Below are 18164 nucleotides of genomic sequence, written 5' to 3'. Positions count from 1 at the left end.
AAACGAGGATACGCGAGGAAGGATACGCGAAGGTCCCGCGTCGCATGGATGCGAGCGGGACCTTGGCCGCACCGACTAGTTGAACGAGTCGCCACAGGCACAGGAGCCGGTGGCGTTGGGGTTGTCGATGGTGAAGCCCTGCTTCTCGATCGTGTCCACGAAGTCGATGGAGGCGCCCAGCAGGTAAGGGGCGCTCATCCTGTCGGTGACCACGCTCACGCCGCCGAAGTCGGTAACGACGTCGCCGTCCATCGAGCGGTCGTCGAAGAAGAGCTGGTAACGCAGACCGGAGCAGCCACCCGGCTGCACGGCCACGCGCAGCTGCAGGCCCTCTTCGCCCTGCTGCTCAAGCAGGGCCTTGACCTTGGCGGCGGCCGCGTCAGTCAGGATCAGGCCCTGCGTCGTGGTCTCGCTGCTCTCAACCGTCATCTGCTGACTCCCTAACCCGGCTGTCTGTTTACGACGTCCTACTTAGACGCTACCAACACATCCCCCGTGCTACACATTCCCAGCCCTCCGGACCCCCGGAATAAGTGCTACGGGCGATATGTCATGATGAGTATCGTCAGTTCGACGATAAGGGGGTATGGCCATGGCCACCCAGACTGGGCTGCCGCTCTTCGTACTCGGCCGGGACGCCGATCCGCACAGCGAGAAGGGGGTCGACTGCCCTGGTGAGCTGCCACCCGCCTCCGATCCGGACCTGGTGGAGCGGGCGCGCACGGCCAAGAAGGCGCTCGGTGACCGGCTGTTCGTGCTGGGCCACCACTATCAGCGTGACGAGGTCATCCAGTTCGCCGACGTCACCGGCGACTCCTTCAAACTCGCGCAGCAGGCCGCGGCCAGGCCGGAGGCGGAGTTCATCGTCTTCTGCGGCGTGCACTTCATGGCCGAGTCCGCCGACATCCTGACCGGCCAGGCGCAGAAGGTGATCCTGCCCGACCTGGCGGCGGGCTGCTCGATGGCGGACATGGCCACCTTCGACCAGGTGGAGGAGTGCTGGGAGTCGCTGGAGGACGCCGGTCTCGCCGATCAGGTGATTCCCGTCACGTACATGAACTCCAGCGCCGACATCAAGGCCTTCTGCGGCCGCAACGGCGGCGCTGTCTGCACCTCCTCCAACGCCAAGAGGGCCCTGGACTGGGCCTTCGAGCAGGGCGAGAAGGTGCTGTTCCTGCCCGATCAGCACCTGGGCCGCAACACCGCGGTGCTGGAGATGGGCATGTCGCTGGACGACTGCGTCGTCTGGAACCCCCACCGCCCGAACGGCGGCCTCACCCGCGAGCAGCTCGACCGCGCCAAGATGATCCTGTGGAAGGGCCACTGCTCGGTGCACGGCCGTTTCACGGCCGAGTCGGTCGATGACGTACGGCGGCGCATCCCGGGCGTCAACGTGCTCGTGCACCCGGAGTGCAAGCACGAGGTGGTGCTCAAGGCCGACCACGTCGGCTCGACCGAGCACATCATCAAGACGCTGGAGGCGGCTCCGGCGGGTTCGAGCTGGGCGATCGGCACCGAACTGAACCTGGTCAAGCGGCTCGCCGCGCAGTTCCCCGACAAGAACGTCTCTTTCCTGGACAGGACGGTCTGCTACTGCTCGACGATGAACCGGATCGACCTGCCGCACCTGGTGTGGGCACTGGAGTCACTGGCACTCGGGGAGGTCGTCAACCAGATCACGGTCGACGCCGACACCACCCACTGGGCCAAGGTCGCCCTGGACCGGATGCTGGCCCTCCCCTGACACCTCACGACCCCTGGGCTCCCCTGCCACGACGGACCGCCCTTATCCGCTCCCCCGCAGGGGGTATCCCTCCCAAGGGCCCCAGCCACAACGGACCGCCCTCATCCACTCCCCCGCAGGGGGTAATCCCCCCGAAGGACCCCAGCCCACAAGCGACCGTCACAGGGATCGAGACGGTCGCGTGACGAACCGAACTAGTCGCCGAAGGCGTACACGACCCGGACGCCGATCGACAAGGTCTGGCGTCCGGGGCTGATCGACGCCTTCTCCTCCGCCGCCAGCGCGGCGAACGCCATCGGCTGCGGGCCGCCCACCGACTCCTCGGTCACCGAGACGACCCCGCCCAGCGGGCGCCCGGCGAGTTCGGCGTACTGGGCGGCCTTGGCGGCGGCATCGCGGAACGCCCGTACCCTCGCCTCCGCCAGAGCCCTGGTGGGGTCGGACAGCTCGAACGAAACCCCGTTCAACCGCGCCTCCTCCCCCACCGCCGCCACGGTGTCGATCACCCGGTCGGCCCGCGAGAGGTCACGGACCAGCGCCTCGACGCCCTGCGCGGCTCTGTAGGCGGCCACCTTGGGATAGACCTCGTACTCGGGGCCGAGGGACAACTCGCTGGTACGCAGGTCCTCCGGGGCGATGCCGGCCCCGGTCAGGGCCTCCGTGAGCCGGACGGCGGCGGCCCTGACGGCGGCGAAGGCTTCGGCGGCCGAGGTTCTGCGCACCTCCACGCCCGCGTTCAGACGCATGACGTCGGGCGCGGCCGAGACCGCCCCCTCGCCGGCGACGGCGATCTGCTCGTGCTCCGTTTCCACGCGCACCCCCTTGGGTCCGTAGGATCGGCGGGTTGGTCAGGGCGTACCGCGGCTGAAGCGCATGCCCATCTTGTCGAACTCGGCCCGCTTGGCCGCGGTGGCCAGCACTCTGATGACCTGCCCCTTCAGATCGATCACAACCGCCTCGTATCCGGCACCCTTGACCCGCCACACGGCCAGATGCCGGTCATCCCACCAGCCGATGAGCCGGTTGGTGGCGAACGGGATGGTGACGGGCGTGCTCCCACTACCCGTCGTGGACCTGGCGCAGAGCGTGCCGCCCGCCGCGGTGCAGTGGGACAGGAACAACCCGCCCGACGGGGAGAGGTCGTCGCCCTCCACCCAGACGGGCGAGCCCGCGCCGGACAGCGTACGCAGCGCGTTGCCGTCCAGGTCGTAGAACTTCATCCGGCCGCCCACCCACGTGCCGACGGCCTGCCCGCCGGCGTCCCAGAAGAAGCGCCACTCGCCCGCGCCCTTCTCCTTGACCTGGTAGACCTTGCCCGTGCCCCGCGCGACGTCGATGACGCCGTAGCCGTACTCGACGCTCTCCCCACCCTTTCCCTTGAAGCCCGTGTCCTTGAAGAGCGTGACCAGGCCGAGCTTGCCGTCCGGCGACCAGCGCGGCGTCGTCGGGAACACCGGCTTGGTGCTGAGTTTCACCGTGCGCTTGGCGCCGGTCCGGTGGTCGATGATCGACACGAGGGCGTAGCCGTCGCTGCTGTAGTCGACGTCGGTGGCCAGCGCGCGGGTGCCGTCGGCGGCCAGGGCGTACTCGAAGTAGTGGTTGTCGAGCGTGAAGTCGTCGGACGCGGCCCGCCGGACGTAGACGCCCTTGCCGCCGTTCAGGCTGTAGGAGGCCAGCTTGATCGGGTCGGAGCCGTTCTCCCGGATCTCGACGGAGGTGCCGGGCAGCGCGATCGTCCGGGTGCTCTGGTCCGGGGTCGGGGTCGGGGTTGGGGTCGGGGTCGGGGTGTACGAGGCATCCGTGCTGTTCGTGTCCTCCGGTGTCGGCGAGGAGGCGCCGATCGGGCCGGGCAGGGACGCGAGCCGTACCGCGACGATGCCGCCGACCGTGGCCAGCGCCAGCGTGCACGCGACCGCTATGGCGACGATCCACCCGATGCCCCGCCTGCCACCCGTCCGGGCGGGCGGCTGGGTCAGCAGGAGTTGCTGTTGGTATAACGGCCGCGCGTACGGGGGCGGCGGAGGCTGCTGGTACGGCAGGTGCGTCGATGGCACCGGCCCGGAGCCCCCCGGCGCCCGAGGCGTGGAGCCCATCGCCGGGACCGGCCCTGAGGCGGCCACGGCGGTGCCCTGGCGCAGGAGGCTGGGTGCCGCGCCGCCGGGCTGGTCCAGGAGGCGGGGTGGGGCGCCGCCGGGCCCGTGGCCGAGCAGCCGCATCAGCGCCTCACTCGCCGTCGGCCGCCGCCCGGGATCCTTGGCCAGGCAGTCCGTCACCAGCGAGCGCAGCGCCGGATCCTGAATCGGTGTGACGTCGGCGTCGGTATGGATGATCCGGTTGACCACCGCCGGCAGGCTGTCCTGCCCGAACGGCGGCTGCCCGGAAGCGGCGAACAGCAGCGTGCACGCCCACGCGAACATGTCCGACTGAGGCCCGGGAGCCGCCTCCGTGAGCTGTTCGGGCGCCATGAACGACGGCGTGCCGATGGCGCTGGCCGTCAGCGACGAGGTCAGGTCGAGCGCCCTGGCGATGCCGAAGTCGATCACCCGGGGGCCGTCGGAGGCGAGCACGACGTTCGACGGCTTGAAGTCGCGGTGCACGATGCCGGCCTGGTGGATGGCGACGAGCGCGGTCACCGTACCGATCGCCAGGCGGTGCAGGGACGTCCCCGAGCGCGGGCCGTCCGTGCGCACCACGTCATCGAGCGTCGGGCCGTCGATGTACTCGCTGACGATGTACGGCAGGCCGCCGAACAACCCGGTCTCCATGACCTGAGCGGTACAGAAAGGGGCGACCCGCCGGGCCATCGCCACCTCGCGGACGAACCGTTCCGACGCCTCGTGATCCCCGGCCAGGTCCGCGCGGAGCAGCTTCACCGCGACCTGCGCGCCGTTGGCGGCGGTCGCGAGGTAGACGGTCCCCTGCCCGCCCTCGCCCAGCCGCCCCGACAGGGTGTACGCCCCCACCGACGCGGGATCCCCTGGCCTGAGGGCCACGAGGTCCGGCATTACAACCCCCATATATGGCGTCTTTTCCGCCATTCTGGTGGGTTACGCGGCTCCGCGTCAGCACATCGACGCACACACCAGCCAGAACAGGCCACGGGCGCGTCGTGATCACAGGCCGCGGACGGCGTCGATGATCACGCCAGCGGCGGCGAGATGGATGCGGCGGGTCGAGGAGGTCATGCGGACGAGGTCGGCGTTCAGGTCGCCGGCCAGCCGCTCCTGGCGCCGCGCCCTCCCGCCCGTGCCGATCACGGTCACCGGGCTGATCACGGTCACCGGTACGTCCGGGAAGGCGTGCCGCGCCCGCACGCGGCGCAGGTCGGCCGTCATCTCCCGCCGGGCCAGAAACTCCCCCACCGCCGCGGCGAGCACCCGGCCGGTACGGTACGCGCGCCCCCGGTCCGGCAGGCCGCTGACCAGCCGGTGGACGACCGGACCCGTCAGGAGGGCGAGCGCGGCGGCACCCCAGGCGCCGCCCAGCGCGGGCAGCCATCGGCCGACGGACCTGCCGAGCGACGAGGCGCGCCGGTGCCGGTCGGCCCGGCTCGGGTCGACCAGCACCAGCCGGGCCACGCACATCGGATGCAGCCTGACGAACGCCTCCGCGTGCCAGGCGGCCACCGAGTGGGCCACCACGGTGACCTGTTCGGGATGGGCGGGGGCCAGGGCGGCCAGGCGGGCCGCCTCCCCGTACAGAGTGGGTGGCGCCGGCGAGGCGGGACTGCGGCCGAGACCGGGCCGGTCGAAGCGGATCACCCGGTGGCTCCGGGCGAGTTCGGCGGCCACCCCGTCCCAGTGAGAGGACACACCGCCCAGCCCCGCGCTGATGAGCACGACCGGCCCCAAGCCCTGAACGACCACATGCGGCCCCGCACCCGGCACCAGCGGACGGTCGTCGGCCTCCAGCAGCCGTAGCGCGACGTACACCAGCCAAACCGCCACAAGCGTCGCCTGCCCCCGCTGCGCCAGCCCGGCCGGGTATCCGCCCGCGATGGCCGCCAGCGTCAGCGCGGTGACGCCCAGGGCCGCGCCGGTGATGAGCCAGGCGACGCAGGTGTCCCAGCATCGGCTCAGCAGGGCCATCGCGGCCAGCACGGCGGCCGTGGCCAGCACACCGGTCACGGCGTGGACGCGGTGCGAGAGCGACAGCGGGCCGAGCTCGCAGACGGGATCGCCCAGCGCGGCGCAGTCGAGCGGGAACAGCCCACCGGCGAGCACGAGAGCGCCGAAGGCCGCCACCCCGAGCCAGGCGAACCGCTCTCGCCGCACCCTGGGCGTCAGCGCCACCCCGAGCACGATCGCCAGGCCCGCCAGCACGTCGGCGGCCCTGAACAGGCGCGTGGCGGGCTGGTCGCGCGCCGCCAGCTCGCCGACCAGGCCGTCGGTCCGGTCGACCAGCGGGCTGGTGAACTGGCCGGGCATCCAGGCGCTGTACAGCACGGCCGCCACGACGAGGGCGGTGGCCGCGAGCACCAGCAGTCTTCGCTCCACGTGATCATTAGATCACCCGGTGCGATCAGAGGCCGGGGGCGCCCCATACCGGGAACCAGCGGCCGAGATCCTGTTCGAGCGGCAGCTCGCTCTCCAGCGCGCCTCTGGCCTGGAGTTCGAGCGCGTTGTCGCGGTGCTGGCCGGACAGCGGCGCGAACGGGTAGAACGTGCCACGTTTGTACAGGTAGACGACCGCCAGCCGCCGGCCGTTGGGATCGGTGAACGACACCAGCGAGCAGAGCAGCGAGGGGCCGAACCCGGCGCCCTCCAGCGAGGCGTTGACCGCGTGGAGCTCGGTGACCAGGTCGCTGACGTCGTCGGGCGATCGGCGCACCAGGAGCCAGGTGTAGCCGTAACTGTCGGACGACTTGTCGACGCGCTCGCCGAGCAGCGCCTGCACGTCGCTTTCCAGGGTGGCGAACGCGCCGCCCTCCGCCGCGCGGAAGGACACCGAGCCGAGACCGGTGGGAACGAGACCGGTGGCGGCCTGCAGCGTCACCGCCGCGGACGGCAGCGCGAACAGTGCGTCGAGGTTGGGCGGTGCAGGCTTCGACCGGCCTAGCAGGGTGTCGAGCCAGCCCATGCGGTCAGCCCCTTCCGAGTTGGGCGGAGATCCTGGCCAGCTGCTCCAGGCGGCGCTCCAGCGGTGGGTGAGTGGAGAACAGGGTGGCGATGGAGGTGCCCTTGGCCAGCGCGGGGGCGAAGTAGAAGGCGTTGAACGGCGCCGCCTCGCGCAGGTCCTGGTTCGGGATCCTGGCCATGTCGCCGGTGACCTTGGTCAGCGCGCTGGCCAGGGCCGACGGCCGCTGGGTGAGCAACGCGCCCGCCCGGTCCGCGGCCAGTTCGCGGTAGCGCGACAGGGCCCGGGTGAGCAGGAAGCTGATCGCGTACACGACGATCGAGACCAGCATGATGATCAGCCCGATCGGCAGGCCGCCGTTGTTGTCGCGGCTGCGGCCCAGACCCGTGTACAGGGCGAACCTGGTCATCAGACCGGCCACGATGCCGAGGAACGAGGCGATCGTCATGACCGCGACGTCACGGTGGGCAACGTGCGACAGCTCGTGTGCCAGCACGCCCTCCAGCTCCTGGGGCTCCAGGCGGCGCAGGATGCCGGTCGTCACGCAGAGGACGGAGTTGTTCTGGTTGCGGCCGGTGGCGAAGGCGTTGGGGACGTCGGAATCCGCTATCGCCACCCGCGGCTTGGGCATGTCGGCCATCGCGCACAGGCGGTCGACCATGCCGTGGAGCTCGGGAGCCTCTTGCGGCGAGACCTCCCGGCCGTGCATCGCGAACAGCGCGATGCGATCGGACAGGAAATACTGCGCGAGCAGCAGGCCCCCGGCGAGCACCAGCACGACCAGTCCTTGAACGCCCACGGCGATGAGGACACCCATGAAGGCCACATAGAGCAGCCCCAGCAGGAACATCGTCACGACCATGCGGGTGGTCAGACCGCGATCGGGCGCGAACCGCGTGTTCATGGCTAGCCCGGGATGAGGCCCTGGTCGCCCAGCATCTCCCGGACCTCCTCGATCGAGGCGTCCGCGGGGGGAAGGATCAGCTCTGACGGCTCAAGGCTGTCGTCGGGAAGCGACTTGCCCACGTGGCGCACCTTGTCGAGCAGGGCGTGCAACTTGACCCGGAAGCTCGCCTCGTCGTCGGACTCGATGGCCGACTCGAGCTCGCTGTCGAGCTGGTTGAGCACGGAGATGTCGTCGGCCGAGATCTCGACCTGCCCCTCGCCCATGATTCTGACGATCATGCGCCCTCCCCAGGCTGGCGCAGCTGCTGGGTGTTCTGAGGCTGAGCCTGCTGGGGCGCAGCCTGGCCCTGGCCCGGCTCGATGGCGCTCTTGGGCGCGGGACCCTGGCCGAGCTCGGCCTTCATCCGGGCCAGCTCCAGCTCCACGTCCATGCCGCCGCCCATGCGGTCGAGCTCGGCCTGGATGTCGTCGCCGCGGGTGCCGCTGTAGTCATCGAGCGCGCCGCTGGCGAGCAGCTCGTCGATGGCGCCGGCGCGGGCCTGCATCTGCGCGGTCTTGTCCTCGGCGCGCTGGATCGCGAGACCGACGTCGCCCATCTCCTCGGAGATGCCGGAGAAGGCCTCGTTGATGCGCGTCTGGGCCTCGGCCGCGGTGTAGGTGGCCTTGATCGTCTCCTTCTTCGTACGGAAGGAGTCGACCTTCGCCTGCAGCCGCTGGGAAGCCGTGGTCAGCTTCTCCTCCTCGGCCTGCAGGTTCTCATGCTGAATCTTCAGGTCGGCCATCTGCGACTGCAGATTGGACCGGCGCTGGAGAGCCTCACGTGCCAGGTCCTCGCGCCCGACGGACAGCGCCTTGCGGCCCTGCTCCTCATAACGCCTGGCCTGCTGTTCGAGGCCGTTGACCTGCAACTCCACCCGCTTGCGCGAGGTGGCGACGTCCGCCACGCCCCGGCGTACCTTCTGCAGCAACTCCAGTTGCCGCTGGTAGGAATAGTCGAGGGTCTCGCGCGGATCCTCCATTTTGTCCAGGGCCTTGTTGGCCTTGGACTTGAAGATCATCGAAAGTCTCTTCATCACGCTCATGCGCGTCGGCCGTCCCCTTCTTAGGTCGTGCTGGTGTTCACCCAGTGCAGCGCAGCCGCCTTGGGATTACCCTACGCATAACGCACGGGGGCGTCACTAAGTTGCCATCCAGGTAGGGTTGAGGTCGTGTTGCGACGCCGTTCCCAAACCTCCGTGGACGACACCCCCGTCCCCATTGACGATCCTAAGCCCCAGGGCAAGGGTCGTCCCACACCCAAGCGCCGGGACGCGGAAGGCAGACGGCGCCAGCCGGTCACCGCGCCCAAGGACCGCAAAGAGGCCTATCGACAGGCCCGCGCCAAGCAGACTGTCGAGCGCGAGCGGGCCCGTAAGGGCATGCTCGCGGGCGACGAACGCTATTTCCCGGCCCGCGACAAGGGCCCGGCGCGCAAGTTCGCGCGCGACTGGGTCGACTCGCGGCGGCTGCCGAGCCAATACTTCCTGCCGTTCTCGCTGGTGATCCTGCTGGCGACGTGGATCCCGTGGCCCGCCGACATCCGTCCGCTGGTGCTCGGCTACGTGATCACGATCGGCTGGCCGATCATGATGATCGGCGTGCTCTTCACCTCGATCTTCGTGGCCTGGCGGATCAAGAAGCTGGTGGCGGAGAAGTATCCCAAAGAGAACCTGCGCGGCGTCGGCTTCTATGCCGCGATGCGGGCTCTGCAGATCCGCAAGCTGCGCTTCCCGCCGCCCGCGGTCCTGCCGGGCGGCAAGCCGGTTCCGCCCAAGAAGTAGACCCGTTCATTCCGGCTTCTCCCAGCGCAGCACCCCTCGCGTGACCGTGGGCCGCCAGCCGTCGAACTCCGTACGGTTCTCCAGGCTGTCGGCGACGGTCCGCATCAGCGCGTAGTAGGAGGGCGGGCGCGGGCTCATGCCGGAGATCGTGCCGTCCCAGCCGACCTTGCCGCCGATGGAGTCGACCACGGCGTACTCGCCGTCCCCTCCCTCACGCTGACCGAAGGAGAGGAAGGGGATCGTCCGGCCGCTCCACCACTCGATCGCGGGGTCTCTGCCGTCGTTTGCGCAGAGAGTCCGCCAGGTGTCCCTGATGTCGCGGATGCCGAGGTTGACGGCGCCGTCGGACGAGGCGCCGAAGCCGAAGGCGCCGGCCCCTCTGGAGCCGTTGTGGCGCAGCAGCGAGGCGCGCAGGCTGTCGGGGAAGTCCACGCCCATCTGTGCTTCGGCGACGGCGATCGTCCTGGCGCGGCCCGGACGGCCCAGCGTCGCGTAGGTCTTGGGCGCGTTGGCCTTCAGCCACCGCTCGACGCGCCGCCACTGGCGGTCGACCGCGCGTTTCACCTTCGGGTCCAGCGGGCGGACGGTGACCGGCCGCGGCTCGGGGTGGCAGAACGGATCGGGTGCGGCGGGCGAAGGCGTCGAGGACACGTCGTCGATGGCGGTTTCGGCGGGCGTGGGCTCGCCGGTGGCGGGCTGGGCGGGAGCGGGGTCGGCGGTGGCGGCCATGGCCGAGCGCCTCGCGGCGTCACGGAACATCTCGCCGAGCGGGTCTTCCTCCCGGTCGTGGATCGGCATCCCCATGAGGGCGAACACCCCGAAGACGACCGCCGTCAGCGCGCCCACCCCGAGCAGCGCCACCACCGGCCGGGCCTTGCCACGCACCCGGTAACGCGCCAAGTTCGGCCTGGTGGGGCGGCCCGGGATCGGCTCGGGGCCGGTCGGCTCCGGCCCTTGCTCCGGCCCTCGGGCCCGGCGGCGCAGCCGTAGCGCTATCGCGGTCAGGATGGCCGCTGTCAGCGCGAACCGTACGAGCTTCAGCACGTCGCGCACCCTATCCCGATTTAGATCACCCCATGAGACGGGCCTAAGGTCGGATCTATGGAATTCCGTACCCTCGGTCGCAGCGGTCTCAAGGTCAGCGAGATCAGCTACGGCAACTGGCTCACCCATGGCTCCCAGGTCGAGGAGGACGCCGCCAAGCAGTGCGTGCAGGCGGCACTCGACGAGGGCATCACGACGTTCGACACCGCCGATGTCTATGCCGGCACCAAGGCCGAGTCGGTGCTCGGCCGGGCCCTGAAGGGCGTACGCAGGGAATCGCTGGAGATCTTCACCAAGGTCTACTGGCCGACGGGCCCCGGGCCGAACGACCGCGGCCTGTCCCGCAAGCACATCACCGAGTCCATCCACGGGTCGCTGCGGCGGCTGCAGACCGATTACGTCGATCTGTACCAGGCACACCGCTTCGACTTCGAGACGCCGCTGGAGGAGACGCTCAAGACCTTCGACGATCTCGTACGGCAGGGCAAGGTCCTCTACATCGGCGTCAGCGAGTGGACGGCCGACCAGATCGCCCAGGCGCTGAAGATCGCCGACGACATGGGCTTCGACCGGATCGTGTCCAGCCAGCCCCAATACTCGATGCTCTGGCGCGTCATCGAGTCGGAGGTCGTACCGCTCAGCGAGCGTGAGGGCATCGGCCAGATCGTCTGGTCGCCCATCGCGCAGGGCGTACTGACCGGCAAGTACCTGCCCGGCCAGGCCCCGCCGGAAGGCTCCAGGGCGACCGACACGGCCGGCGGCGCCGACATGATCGCCCGCTTCATGAACGACGACGTCCTCACCCGCGTACAGGAGCTCCAGCCGATCGCCGCCGACCTGGGCCTCACCATGGCCCAGCTCGCGGTCGCCTGGGTCCTGCAGAACCCGAACGTCTCCAGCGCCATCGTCGGCGCCTCCCGCCCCGAGCAGGTGCGCGACAACGTCAAGGCGGTCGGGGTCAAGCTCGACTCCGACGTACTGGAGCGGATCGACTCCGTGCTCGGCCCGGTCGTCGAGCGCGACCCCGCCAAGACGGCCAGCCCCCCGAAGCGCCCATAACATCCCGGGCAGCAAAAACCCCTTGAGCAACAATGACGCTCAAGGGGTTTTTCATTTCTCCTTGCTTCACTCCGGACGCAATGACAATCCCGTGTATTCGACCCGGTCCTCGTCGAGCAGCGCCACCTGCTCGACCCCGGATTCCAGCAGCTCACCCCAGTTCTCGCCAAGCCAGGACTCCGCGTCCGCCTGGCTCGGAAAAACTTCTCGCGGCAAAGGGCGATCCGTTACCTCACCACCATTTGCATTTTCATAACGCCATCGCCATGTCATGCCATACGCTCCTTTTCCGCGGGTTCGCCGACGCACCCACCGACGGCACTGGAACCTTACTCCCGAGCTTGGAGGTCGATCGATGCTGCGCGCGTATCGTGTGGCGACGGAAGTCGCCTTCGGCGTACCTCGTGTAGCGGGAGCCGCCTTCGGAGTGGCCCGTGCGGCGGAAGTCACGTGGCTCGCGGGCTCCCCCAAGGACGCCCCACCGGACGGCTCGGTGATCGGCTGGCGCTTCTCCGCCTCACCCGACGGCACCGCGACGGAGCCGCCCGGGGGCGACCTGCCGTCGTACCAGATGGTGTGCGGCAAGGACGCCGCGGCCACCGGCAGCAAGCGGGTCGTGGTCAGGGTGGACTTCGGCGACCCCGAGTCCGACGCCTTCCCCGGCGAGCAACCGCCCGCGGAGGGGCTGACGAAGTGCGTGACGGGCGCGGAGACCGCTTCCACGGCCCAACTACTGGCAACGGCCGCCAAGGCCCGTATGAACGCTCAGGGGGACGTGGTGGCGATCAACGCCTACCCGGCCAGGGCGACCGCCGGCACCAACCTTGGCACCCCCGCCTCACCCGCCGACGCCTCACCGGACGACGCCTCATCGAACGGCCCGCCACTCACGCTGATCCTGGGCGGCGCGACCGCCCTGGCCCTCCTCGTCAGCGGCGCCGTCGTAGCCACCCGCCGCCGCCCCCGAACCCCGTCCCACTGACCCACGCCTCACCGCCCCCGCCAAACCGCCGCACGTCTAACTGCCCCGCACTGCCTCACGTCTCGCTGCCTCACCACCTCGCCGCCCCCGCCTCGTCGCCTCACCGCCTCCGCTGCGGGTCGGGATGCCGAGGTCTATGTACGCTCGGGCCAGTGAAACTCCTTCTCGCCGGTACCGCGGGCCGCACGAGCTGGCCGGAGCCGGGTTGCCCGTGCGCCTCGTGTGCCGGGCTCGCCGCCGGCCACCGACGACCATTCGAGCTCGTCGTCGATGGTGTCACGCGCTTCCCGTTCGACGACGTGCCGCCCGGTTATCGGATCCTGGCCGACGGTCACGGCCTGGAGGGCCCCGACGGCACTCGCCTGCTGTACGTGCCCCCGGCCACGACGGCAGCCCTGGACGCCACCACGGCCCCGGAAGCGACAGCGTCCCCGAAAGCCGCCACGGCCCCGGAAGCGACAGCGCCCTCGGAGGCGACGGCGGCACCGGCTGGACTGTACGACATCGTGCTGGTCGATCCGCTCGATCGGCCCGAGCGGATCGGGCTCCTGCGGCAGGCGGGCCTGGTGGGCGTTGGCACCCAGGTGGTGACCGTGGGGCTGGATCACCGGGTCAGGTCCGAGGAGGAGTTGTCGCGGCGGCTCGCCCTGTGGGGCGTACGAGCCGTGCCGGACGGGACGACGCTCGACACCGCGCTCGCCGCCCCACCGGCACCCGCACAGCCGAAGAGGGCGCTGTTGCTGGGCGGTTCCCGTTCGGGCAAGTCGGCGGAGGCCGAGCTACGACTGGCCGCCGACCCGTACGTCACCTATGTCGCCACCGGCTCGCGCGGCGAAGGCGACGGTGAGTGGGCGGCGCGGGTACGGGCCCACCGGGAGCGCAGGCCCGCCCACTGGGCGACGGTGGAGACCACCGACCTCGCGGGAACGATCCGCTCGGCGACGACGCCGCTGCTGGTCGACGGGCTGGGCACGTGGCTGGCGGCGGTGTTCGACGAGTGTGGCGCCTGGGACGGCGATCGCGCGCCGGTCGCCGCGCGCTGCGATGAGCTGGTGGCGGCGTGGCGGGGTACGACCCAGCGGATCGTGGCCGTGTCGGACGAGGTGGGCATGGGCGTGGTGCCCGCGACGGCCAGCGGGCGGGCGTTCAGGGACGAGCTGGGGCGGCTCAACGAGCGCCTCGCCGACGAGTCCGAATATGTCGCCCTGGTGATCGCCGGCCGCCTTCTGCGCCTGTGACACCGGGGATACGCGACCCCCGCCTGCGGCCCGCCCCGGCGGAACCGCTCCCGCGCACGGCTGGGGCTGGTGGCGGACCGCTCCCGCGTCCGGCCGCGGACCGCTCCGGCGTACGCCCGCGGGCCGCTCCGGCGTACGGTCGGCTAGTGGCGGATCGCTCTGGCGTACCAGCGGCCCTCCATGCGGTCGACGTGCAGGGGGCGGCCGAAGCAGTCGGACAGGTTCGTCGGCGTGAGGACCTCCGTGACCGGCCCGGACGCCAGGGCGCGCGCGTCGCGCATGAGCATGGCGTGCGTGGTCGTGGCGGGTACCTCCTCCAGGCGGTGCGTCACCGTCACCGTGGTGAGCACCGGTCTGGTCGTCGCCAGGTCCTCCACCGCCTCGATGAGGTCCTCGCGGGCCGGCAGGTCGAGGCCGGCGAACGGCTCGTCGAGCAGCAGCACCGCCGGGTCCGCCATGAGCGACCTGGCCACCCTGATCCTGGCCCGCTCACCCTGGGAGCACACCCGGAACAGGCGCTCGGACAGGTCCTTGCAGCCCACGTCCCCCAGCAGGCGCAGGGCGCGGTCCCGCTCGACGTCGCCGTACTTGTCCCAGAGCGGGGCGCTCGTGCCCGTGTGGCCGGTGAGCACCACGGTGAGGGCGGTGGCGCTTTCCTCCTCCAGGAGTTCCTCGTCGATCAGCCGCTGGCTGGAGGCCACCAGGCCGATGTGGCGCCGCAGCGAGCGCACGTCGGCTCGCCCGAGCCGGTGGCCGAGGATGCTGACCGTGCCCTCCGTCGGGTGTCGTACGGCGGCGGCCAGCGAGAGCAGCGTCGTCTTGCCGGCACCGTTGGGCCCGAGCACGGCCCAGTGCTCGCCGTACTCCACTCGCCAGTCGACCGCACTCAGCAGCGACTTGCCGGCGACCCGGACTCCTACGCCTTCGAGTTCAACAACGTGCATCCGGCCACCCTAGTGGCCGCCCCCGGACTCCCTCAGCGTCCGATGGGTGGGTGTTATTGCTATTTTTACGGCCGGCCCGGTGAGCCCCACCCGCCATATGAGGCTGGGGTCTGTCCAGGGGCACGCTCCTCCGGTTCACCGGGCTGGGCGCCGTGACGTGCGCCTTCTTGGCCCCGGTCCGTGGACACGCCGACACCATAGGGACAGCGTGTGCGTCTTCTTGACTCCGGTCCATGGACCCGTCCGCGACCGTAGGAAGGTGGACGCGTCGGCAACCGTAGGGAGAGCGTGATGGACGGGGTGCGGTTCGCGATCGGGACGCTGAGCGTGTTCCCGGTCCGGGTGACACGCGTCGATCGCCAGGTGGCGGGGCGGGCGATGGTGCTGGCCCCGGCCGTCGGGCTGGTGCTGGGCGTCGTGGCCTGTCTGCCGTTGCTGCTCCCGGCGCCGCCGTTGCTGGGTGCGGCGCTCGCGGTCGGGCTCCTGGCCGTACTGACGCGAGGGCTGCATCTGGACGGCCTGGCGGATCTCGCGGACGGGCTGGGCAGCGGGAAGCCCGCCCCTCAGGCGCTCGACATCATGAAAAAGTCGGATATTGGGCCGTTCGGCGTGATCACCCTGGTGCTGACGCTGCTCATCCAGGTGACGGCCCTTGCCGGACTCGGGCCGGCAACCCCGGCGACCGCCCTCTCCAGGCTCGGGCCGGCAAGCCTGACGACCGCCCTTGCCGGGCTCGGGCCGTTCGTCCTGGTGGCCGCCTGCGTCACCGGCCGCCTGGCGCTCACCTGGGCCTGCCGGTCGGCCGTGCCCGCCGCCCGCCCCGACGGGCTCGGCGCGCTGGTCGCGGGCACGGTACGGCCGGGCGCCGCCTGGGTGGCCACCGCCCTGGCCCTGGCGGGGGCAGCGGGCCTCGGCCTGGTGGCGGGACAAAGGATGGTCTACGTCCTTCCCCTCGGCGTCGCGGCCGGGCTCGTGGCGGCGTTGCTCCTGCTCCGCCATGCCAGGCGGCGCCTGGGCGGGGTCACGGGCGACGTGCTGGGGGCGCTCGTCGAGACCGCCACGGCCACCACACTCACGGTCTGCGCCGTGCTCGGCTGACCGACGCCGCCCTTCGTACCACTTGAAAGAGCGTCATGCCTGTACGGCGGGCCGCTCCGCGATGAAGGCGTTGAGCAGGGCCGCGCCCCACGTCACCACGCTCACGACCAGGAAGGCAGTGAACGACCGCGCGCCGTCGGGCACCAGACCCGATCACCAGTGCGCGGCCAGCGGGTCGGGCAGCCGGCCGCGCAGGGCGAGCGGAGCCGCGACCAGCGCGGCGGCGACACTCAGCCCCCAAGCGGCGGCGGCGAATCGCGCGATCATGGCAGCTCCGCCAGCATCGTGATGAGGTCTTCCCGGCGGTAGCCGAGCCTCGTGGCCTCTTCCAGCAGCTCGCGGGCCCGCTGCAGGAGCAGCGCCCGCCCGTCGGCGCGGCCCGCGACGCTGACGCCGCGCCCCCGCCTGAACTCCAGCAGGCCCTCGTCACGCAGGTCACGCAGGGCGCGCAGCACCGTGTTGGGGTTGATGCCGAGCGCCTCGGCCAGGTCGCGGGCGGGTGGCAGCCGGTCGCCCGGCGCGTACGAGCCCTCGCCGATGGCCCGGCGGATCGCGCCGGCCACCTGCTCGTGGAGGGGACGCGCGTCGTGGAGGTCCAGAGCCAGCAACATGGTGCTAATGAAACTAGCACCAAGTCGCCTCGGGCGCGCGTCGGCGAATGGTAGGATGAACCCCTGTTTGTGAGTACCTCTAAACCCTGGATAGCATCGGTTTACGTGACCACTGTGCGGCTGAACTCAGCAGATCCAGTCTCTTTCGACACCGACGCGCTGATCGTCGGTTTCCGGTCCGGCCCCGAAGGCCCTCGCCCCGCCACGGGCGCCGAGTCCCTCGACGCGGCCTTCGGCGGCAAGCTCGCCGCCACGCTCACCGCCGTCGGCTTCTCCGGCAAGCCCGGAGAGCTCGCCAAGGTGCCCGTGTTCGGCGCCATCGCCGCTCCGCTGCTGGTCGCGGTCGGCCTCGGTGACTCCGCCAAAGCCGACGCCACGGCCGACGCCGAGGCCCTGCGCCGCGCCGCGGGCGCCGCCGTACGGTCCATCGCCGGCACCGCCCGCGCCGCGCTCCTCCTGCCCGCCGAATCGGCCGACCAGGCCGAGGCTGTGGCGCTGGGCGCGCTGCTGGGCGCCTACGGGTTCTCCCGCTACCGCACCAACGGCGAGGTGAAGGAGCCCGTGGGCGACCTCACCGTACTGTCGGCGAATGGAGCGGATGGATCCGACGGGATCGCCGGCCGCGCCTCCGTGCTCGCCGAGTCGGTCACGCTCGTCCGCGACCTGGTCAACACGCCGCCCTCCGACCTGTGGCCGGCCAAGTTCGCCGAGATCGCCGAGCAGCGCGGCGGCGAGGCCGGGCTGAGCGTCGAGGTGCTCGACGACAAGCAGCTCAAGGACGGCGGCTACGGCGGCCTCATCGGCGTCGGCCAGGGCTCGGCCAACCCGCCGCGCCTGGTCCGCCTCTCCTACACCCACCCCGAGGCCACCAAGACGCTGGCGTACGTGGGCAAGGGCATCACGTTCGACTCCGGCGGCCTGTCGCTCAAGCCGTCCGCCTCCATGGACTGGATGAAATCCGACATGGGCGGCGCGGGCGCGGTCCTGGGCGCCCTGATCGGCATCGCCCGCCTCGCCCCGAAGGTCAACGTCGTCGGCTACCTCTGCCTGGCCGAGAACCTGCCCAGCGGCACCGCGCAGCGCCCCTCCGACGTCATCCACAGCTACAGCGGCAAGACCGTCGAGGTGCTCGACACCGACGCCGAAGGCCGCCTGGTCCTCATGGACGGCATCGCCCGCGCCGCCGAGGACTCCCCCGACCTGATCGTCGACGTGGCCACCCTCACCGGCGCGCAGATCGTCGCACTCGGCTGGCGCACGGCCGGCGTCATGGCCAACGACGACGCCGTACGCGAGCTGGTCGTCGAGGTGGCCGGCGCCGCGGGCGAGGGCGCCTGGGGCATGCCACTGCCGGAGGAGCTGCGCAAGGGCCTCGACTCCCCGATCGCCGACATCGCCAACCTCCAGCCCGAACGCTGGGGCAGCATGCTGGCCGCGGGCATCTTCCTGAAGGAGTTCGTGCCCGACGGAGTGCGCTGGGCGCACATCGACATGGCCGGACCCGCGTACAACAAGGGCGAGCCGCACGGCTACACGCCGAAGGGCGGCACCGGGGCCATCACCCGCACGCTCATCGGACTGGCCGAGCGGCACGCGAGCATCTGAAACAAATGAAAAGATGACGGCATCACGAACACCCCGA

At 70.8% G+C, this 18164-nt stretch carries 19 protein-coding genes; 7 read left to right on the top strand and 12 right to left on the bottom strand.

The window, feature by feature from the left end; translation table 11 throughout:
* Window positions 1-75: 75 nt before the first annotated feature.
* On the bottom strand, window positions 76-429 hold the full coding sequence (erpA, locus tag LDL49_RS36995; RefSeq protein WP_214637841.1) for an iron-sulfur cluster insertion protein ErpA: 354 nt from the start codon (window positions 427-429) through the stop codon (window positions 76-78).
* A gap of 157 nt (window positions 430-586) precedes the next feature.
* Between erpA and nadA the strand changes: the two genes are divergently transcribed.
* On the top strand, window positions 587-1744 hold the full coding sequence (gene nadA / locus LDL49_RS36990; protein WP_225298421.1) for a quinolinate synthase NadA: 1158 nt from the start codon (window positions 587-589) through the stop codon (window positions 1742-1744).
* Between the two features lie 194 nt (window positions 1745-1938).
* Here nadA and LDL49_RS36985 read toward each other — a convergent pair whose 3' ends face one another.
* From LDL49_RS36985 to LDL49_RS36955, 7 genes are all read right to left on the bottom strand, one after another.
* Window positions 1939-2556, bottom strand: a complete 618-nt coding sequence (locus LDL49_RS36985; protein ID WP_225298419.1) for an SIMPL domain-containing protein — start codon at window positions 2554-2556, stop codon at window positions 1939-1941.
* Between the two features lie 36 nt (window positions 2557-2592).
* On the bottom strand, window positions 2593-4749 hold the full coding sequence (locus LDL49_RS36980) for a serine/threonine-protein kinase (RefSeq protein ID WP_225298417.1): 2157 nt from the start codon (window positions 4747-4749) through the stop codon (window positions 2593-2595).
* 108 nt (window positions 4750-4857) lie between these two features.
* Window positions 4858-6240 (bottom strand): alpha/beta fold hydrolase, encoded by a 1383-nt coding sequence (locus LDL49_RS36975; RefSeq protein ID WP_225298414.1) that lies wholly within the window; start codon window positions 6238-6240, stop codon window positions 4858-4860.
* 25 nt (window positions 6241-6265) lie between these two features.
* Window positions 6266-6823, bottom strand: a complete 558-nt coding sequence (gene pspAB / locus LDL49_RS36970) for a PspA-associated protein PspAB (RefSeq protein WP_225298413.1) — start codon at window positions 6821-6823, stop codon at window positions 6266-6268.
* Window positions 6824-6827: 4 nt separating this feature from the next.
* A complete protein-coding gene (gene htpX / locus LDL49_RS36965; RefSeq protein ID WP_225298411.1) occupies window positions 6828-7724 on the bottom strand; it encodes a zinc metalloprotease HtpX in 897 nt (298 codons plus the stop codon).
* Between the two features lie 2 nt (window positions 7725-7726).
* Complete coding sequence (pspAA, locus tag LDL49_RS36960) at window positions 7727-8005, bottom strand: PspA-associated protein PspAA (RefSeq protein WP_225298409.1); 279 nt, start codon at window positions 8003-8005, stop codon at window positions 7727-7729.
* A complete protein-coding gene (locus LDL49_RS36955; protein WP_225298407.1) occupies window positions 8002-8808 on the bottom strand; it encodes a PspA/IM30 family protein in 807 nt (268 codons plus the stop codon). The genes pspAA and LDL49_RS36955 overlap by 4 nt, the downstream gene beginning before the upstream one ends.
* 153 nt (window positions 8809-8961) lie before the next feature.
* Here LDL49_RS36955 and LDL49_RS36950 point away from each other — a divergent pair, with 153 nt between their 5' ends.
* Window positions 8962-9546, top strand: a complete 585-nt coding sequence (locus LDL49_RS36950) for a DUF3043 domain-containing protein (protein WP_225298405.1) — start codon at window positions 8962-8964, stop codon at window positions 9544-9546.
* A 6-nt stretch (window positions 9547-9552) separates the two neighbouring features.
* On the opposite strand, the gene LDL49_RS57460 is transcribed toward LDL49_RS36950, so the two are convergent.
* Entirely contained in the window at window positions 9553-10590 is a 1038-nt protein-coding gene (locus LDL49_RS57460) for an SMI1/KNR4 family protein (protein WP_263655973.1), read from the bottom strand.
* A 57-nt stretch (window positions 10591-10647) separates the two neighbouring features.
* On the opposite strand from LDL49_RS57460, the gene LDL49_RS36935 reads away from it, so the two are divergent.
* Window positions 10648-11649 (top strand): aldo/keto reductase family protein, encoded by a 1002-nt coding sequence (locus LDL49_RS36935; protein WP_225298402.1) that lies wholly within the window; start codon window positions 10648-10650, stop codon window positions 11647-11649.
* A 66-nt stretch (window positions 11650-11715) separates the two neighbouring features.
* Here LDL49_RS36935 and LDL49_RS36930 read toward each other — a convergent pair whose 3' ends face one another.
* Window positions 11716-11922 (bottom strand): hypothetical protein, encoded by a 207-nt coding sequence (locus LDL49_RS36930; protein ID WP_214637851.1) that lies wholly within the window; start codon window positions 11920-11922, stop codon window positions 11716-11718.
* An 82-nt stretch (window positions 11923-12004) separates the two neighbouring features.
* Here LDL49_RS36930 and LDL49_RS36925 point away from each other — a divergent pair, with 82 nt between their 5' ends.
* Both LDL49_RS36925 and LDL49_RS36920 read left to right on the top strand, forming a co-directional pair.
* On the top strand, window positions 12005-12631 hold the full coding sequence (locus LDL49_RS36925; RefSeq protein WP_225298399.1) for an SCO2322-related protein: 627 nt from the start codon (window positions 12005-12007) through the stop codon (window positions 12629-12631).
* A 152-nt stretch (window positions 12632-12783) separates the two neighbouring features.
* Window positions 12784-13869 carry a bifunctional adenosylcobinamide kinase/adenosylcobinamide-phosphate guanylyltransferase gene (locus tag LDL49_RS36920; protein ID WP_225298398.1) on the top strand — a complete coding sequence of 362 codons (1086 nt, stop codon included), beginning with the start codon at window positions 12784-12786 and terminating at the stop codon, window positions 13867-13869.
* Window positions 13870-14012: 143 nt separating this feature from the next.
* Here LDL49_RS36920 and LDL49_RS36915 read toward each other — a convergent pair whose 3' ends face one another.
* Window positions 14013-14813: an ABC transporter ATP-binding protein gene (locus LDL49_RS36915; RefSeq protein ID WP_225298396.1), complete on the bottom strand. Its 801-nt coding sequence runs from the start codon at window positions 14811-14813 to the stop codon at window positions 14013-14015.
* A gap of 291 nt (window positions 14814-15104) precedes the next feature.
* Here LDL49_RS36915 and LDL49_RS36910 point away from each other — a divergent pair, with 291 nt between their 5' ends.
* On the top strand, window positions 15105-15911 hold the full coding sequence (locus tag LDL49_RS36910) for an adenosylcobinamide-GDP ribazoletransferase (protein WP_225298394.1): 807 nt from the start codon (window positions 15105-15107) through the stop codon (window positions 15909-15911).
* A 263-nt stretch (window positions 15912-16174) separates the two neighbouring features.
* On the opposite strand, the gene LDL49_RS36905 is transcribed toward LDL49_RS36910, so the two are convergent.
* On the bottom strand, window positions 16175-16522 hold the full coding sequence (locus LDL49_RS36905) for a GntR family transcriptional regulator (protein ID WP_225298392.1): 348 nt from the start codon (window positions 16520-16522) through the stop codon (window positions 16175-16177).
* Window positions 16523-16627: 105 nt separating this feature from the next.
* Here LDL49_RS36905 and LDL49_RS36900 point away from each other — a divergent pair, with 105 nt between their 5' ends.
* A complete protein-coding gene (locus tag LDL49_RS36900; protein ID WP_225298390.1) occupies window positions 16628-18127 on the top strand; it encodes a leucyl aminopeptidase in 1500 nt (499 codons plus the stop codon).
* Window positions 18128-18164 lie beyond the last annotated feature (37 nt).

The organism is Nonomuraea aurantiaca (genome assembly GCF_020215705.1).
Classification (GTDB): Bacteria; Actinomycetota; Actinomycetes; order Streptosporangiales; family Streptosporangiaceae; genus Nonomuraea; species Nonomuraea aurantiaca.
Note: the sequence above shows the minus strand (reverse complement) of the source record. Positions and strands in the feature narration are given on the sequence as shown.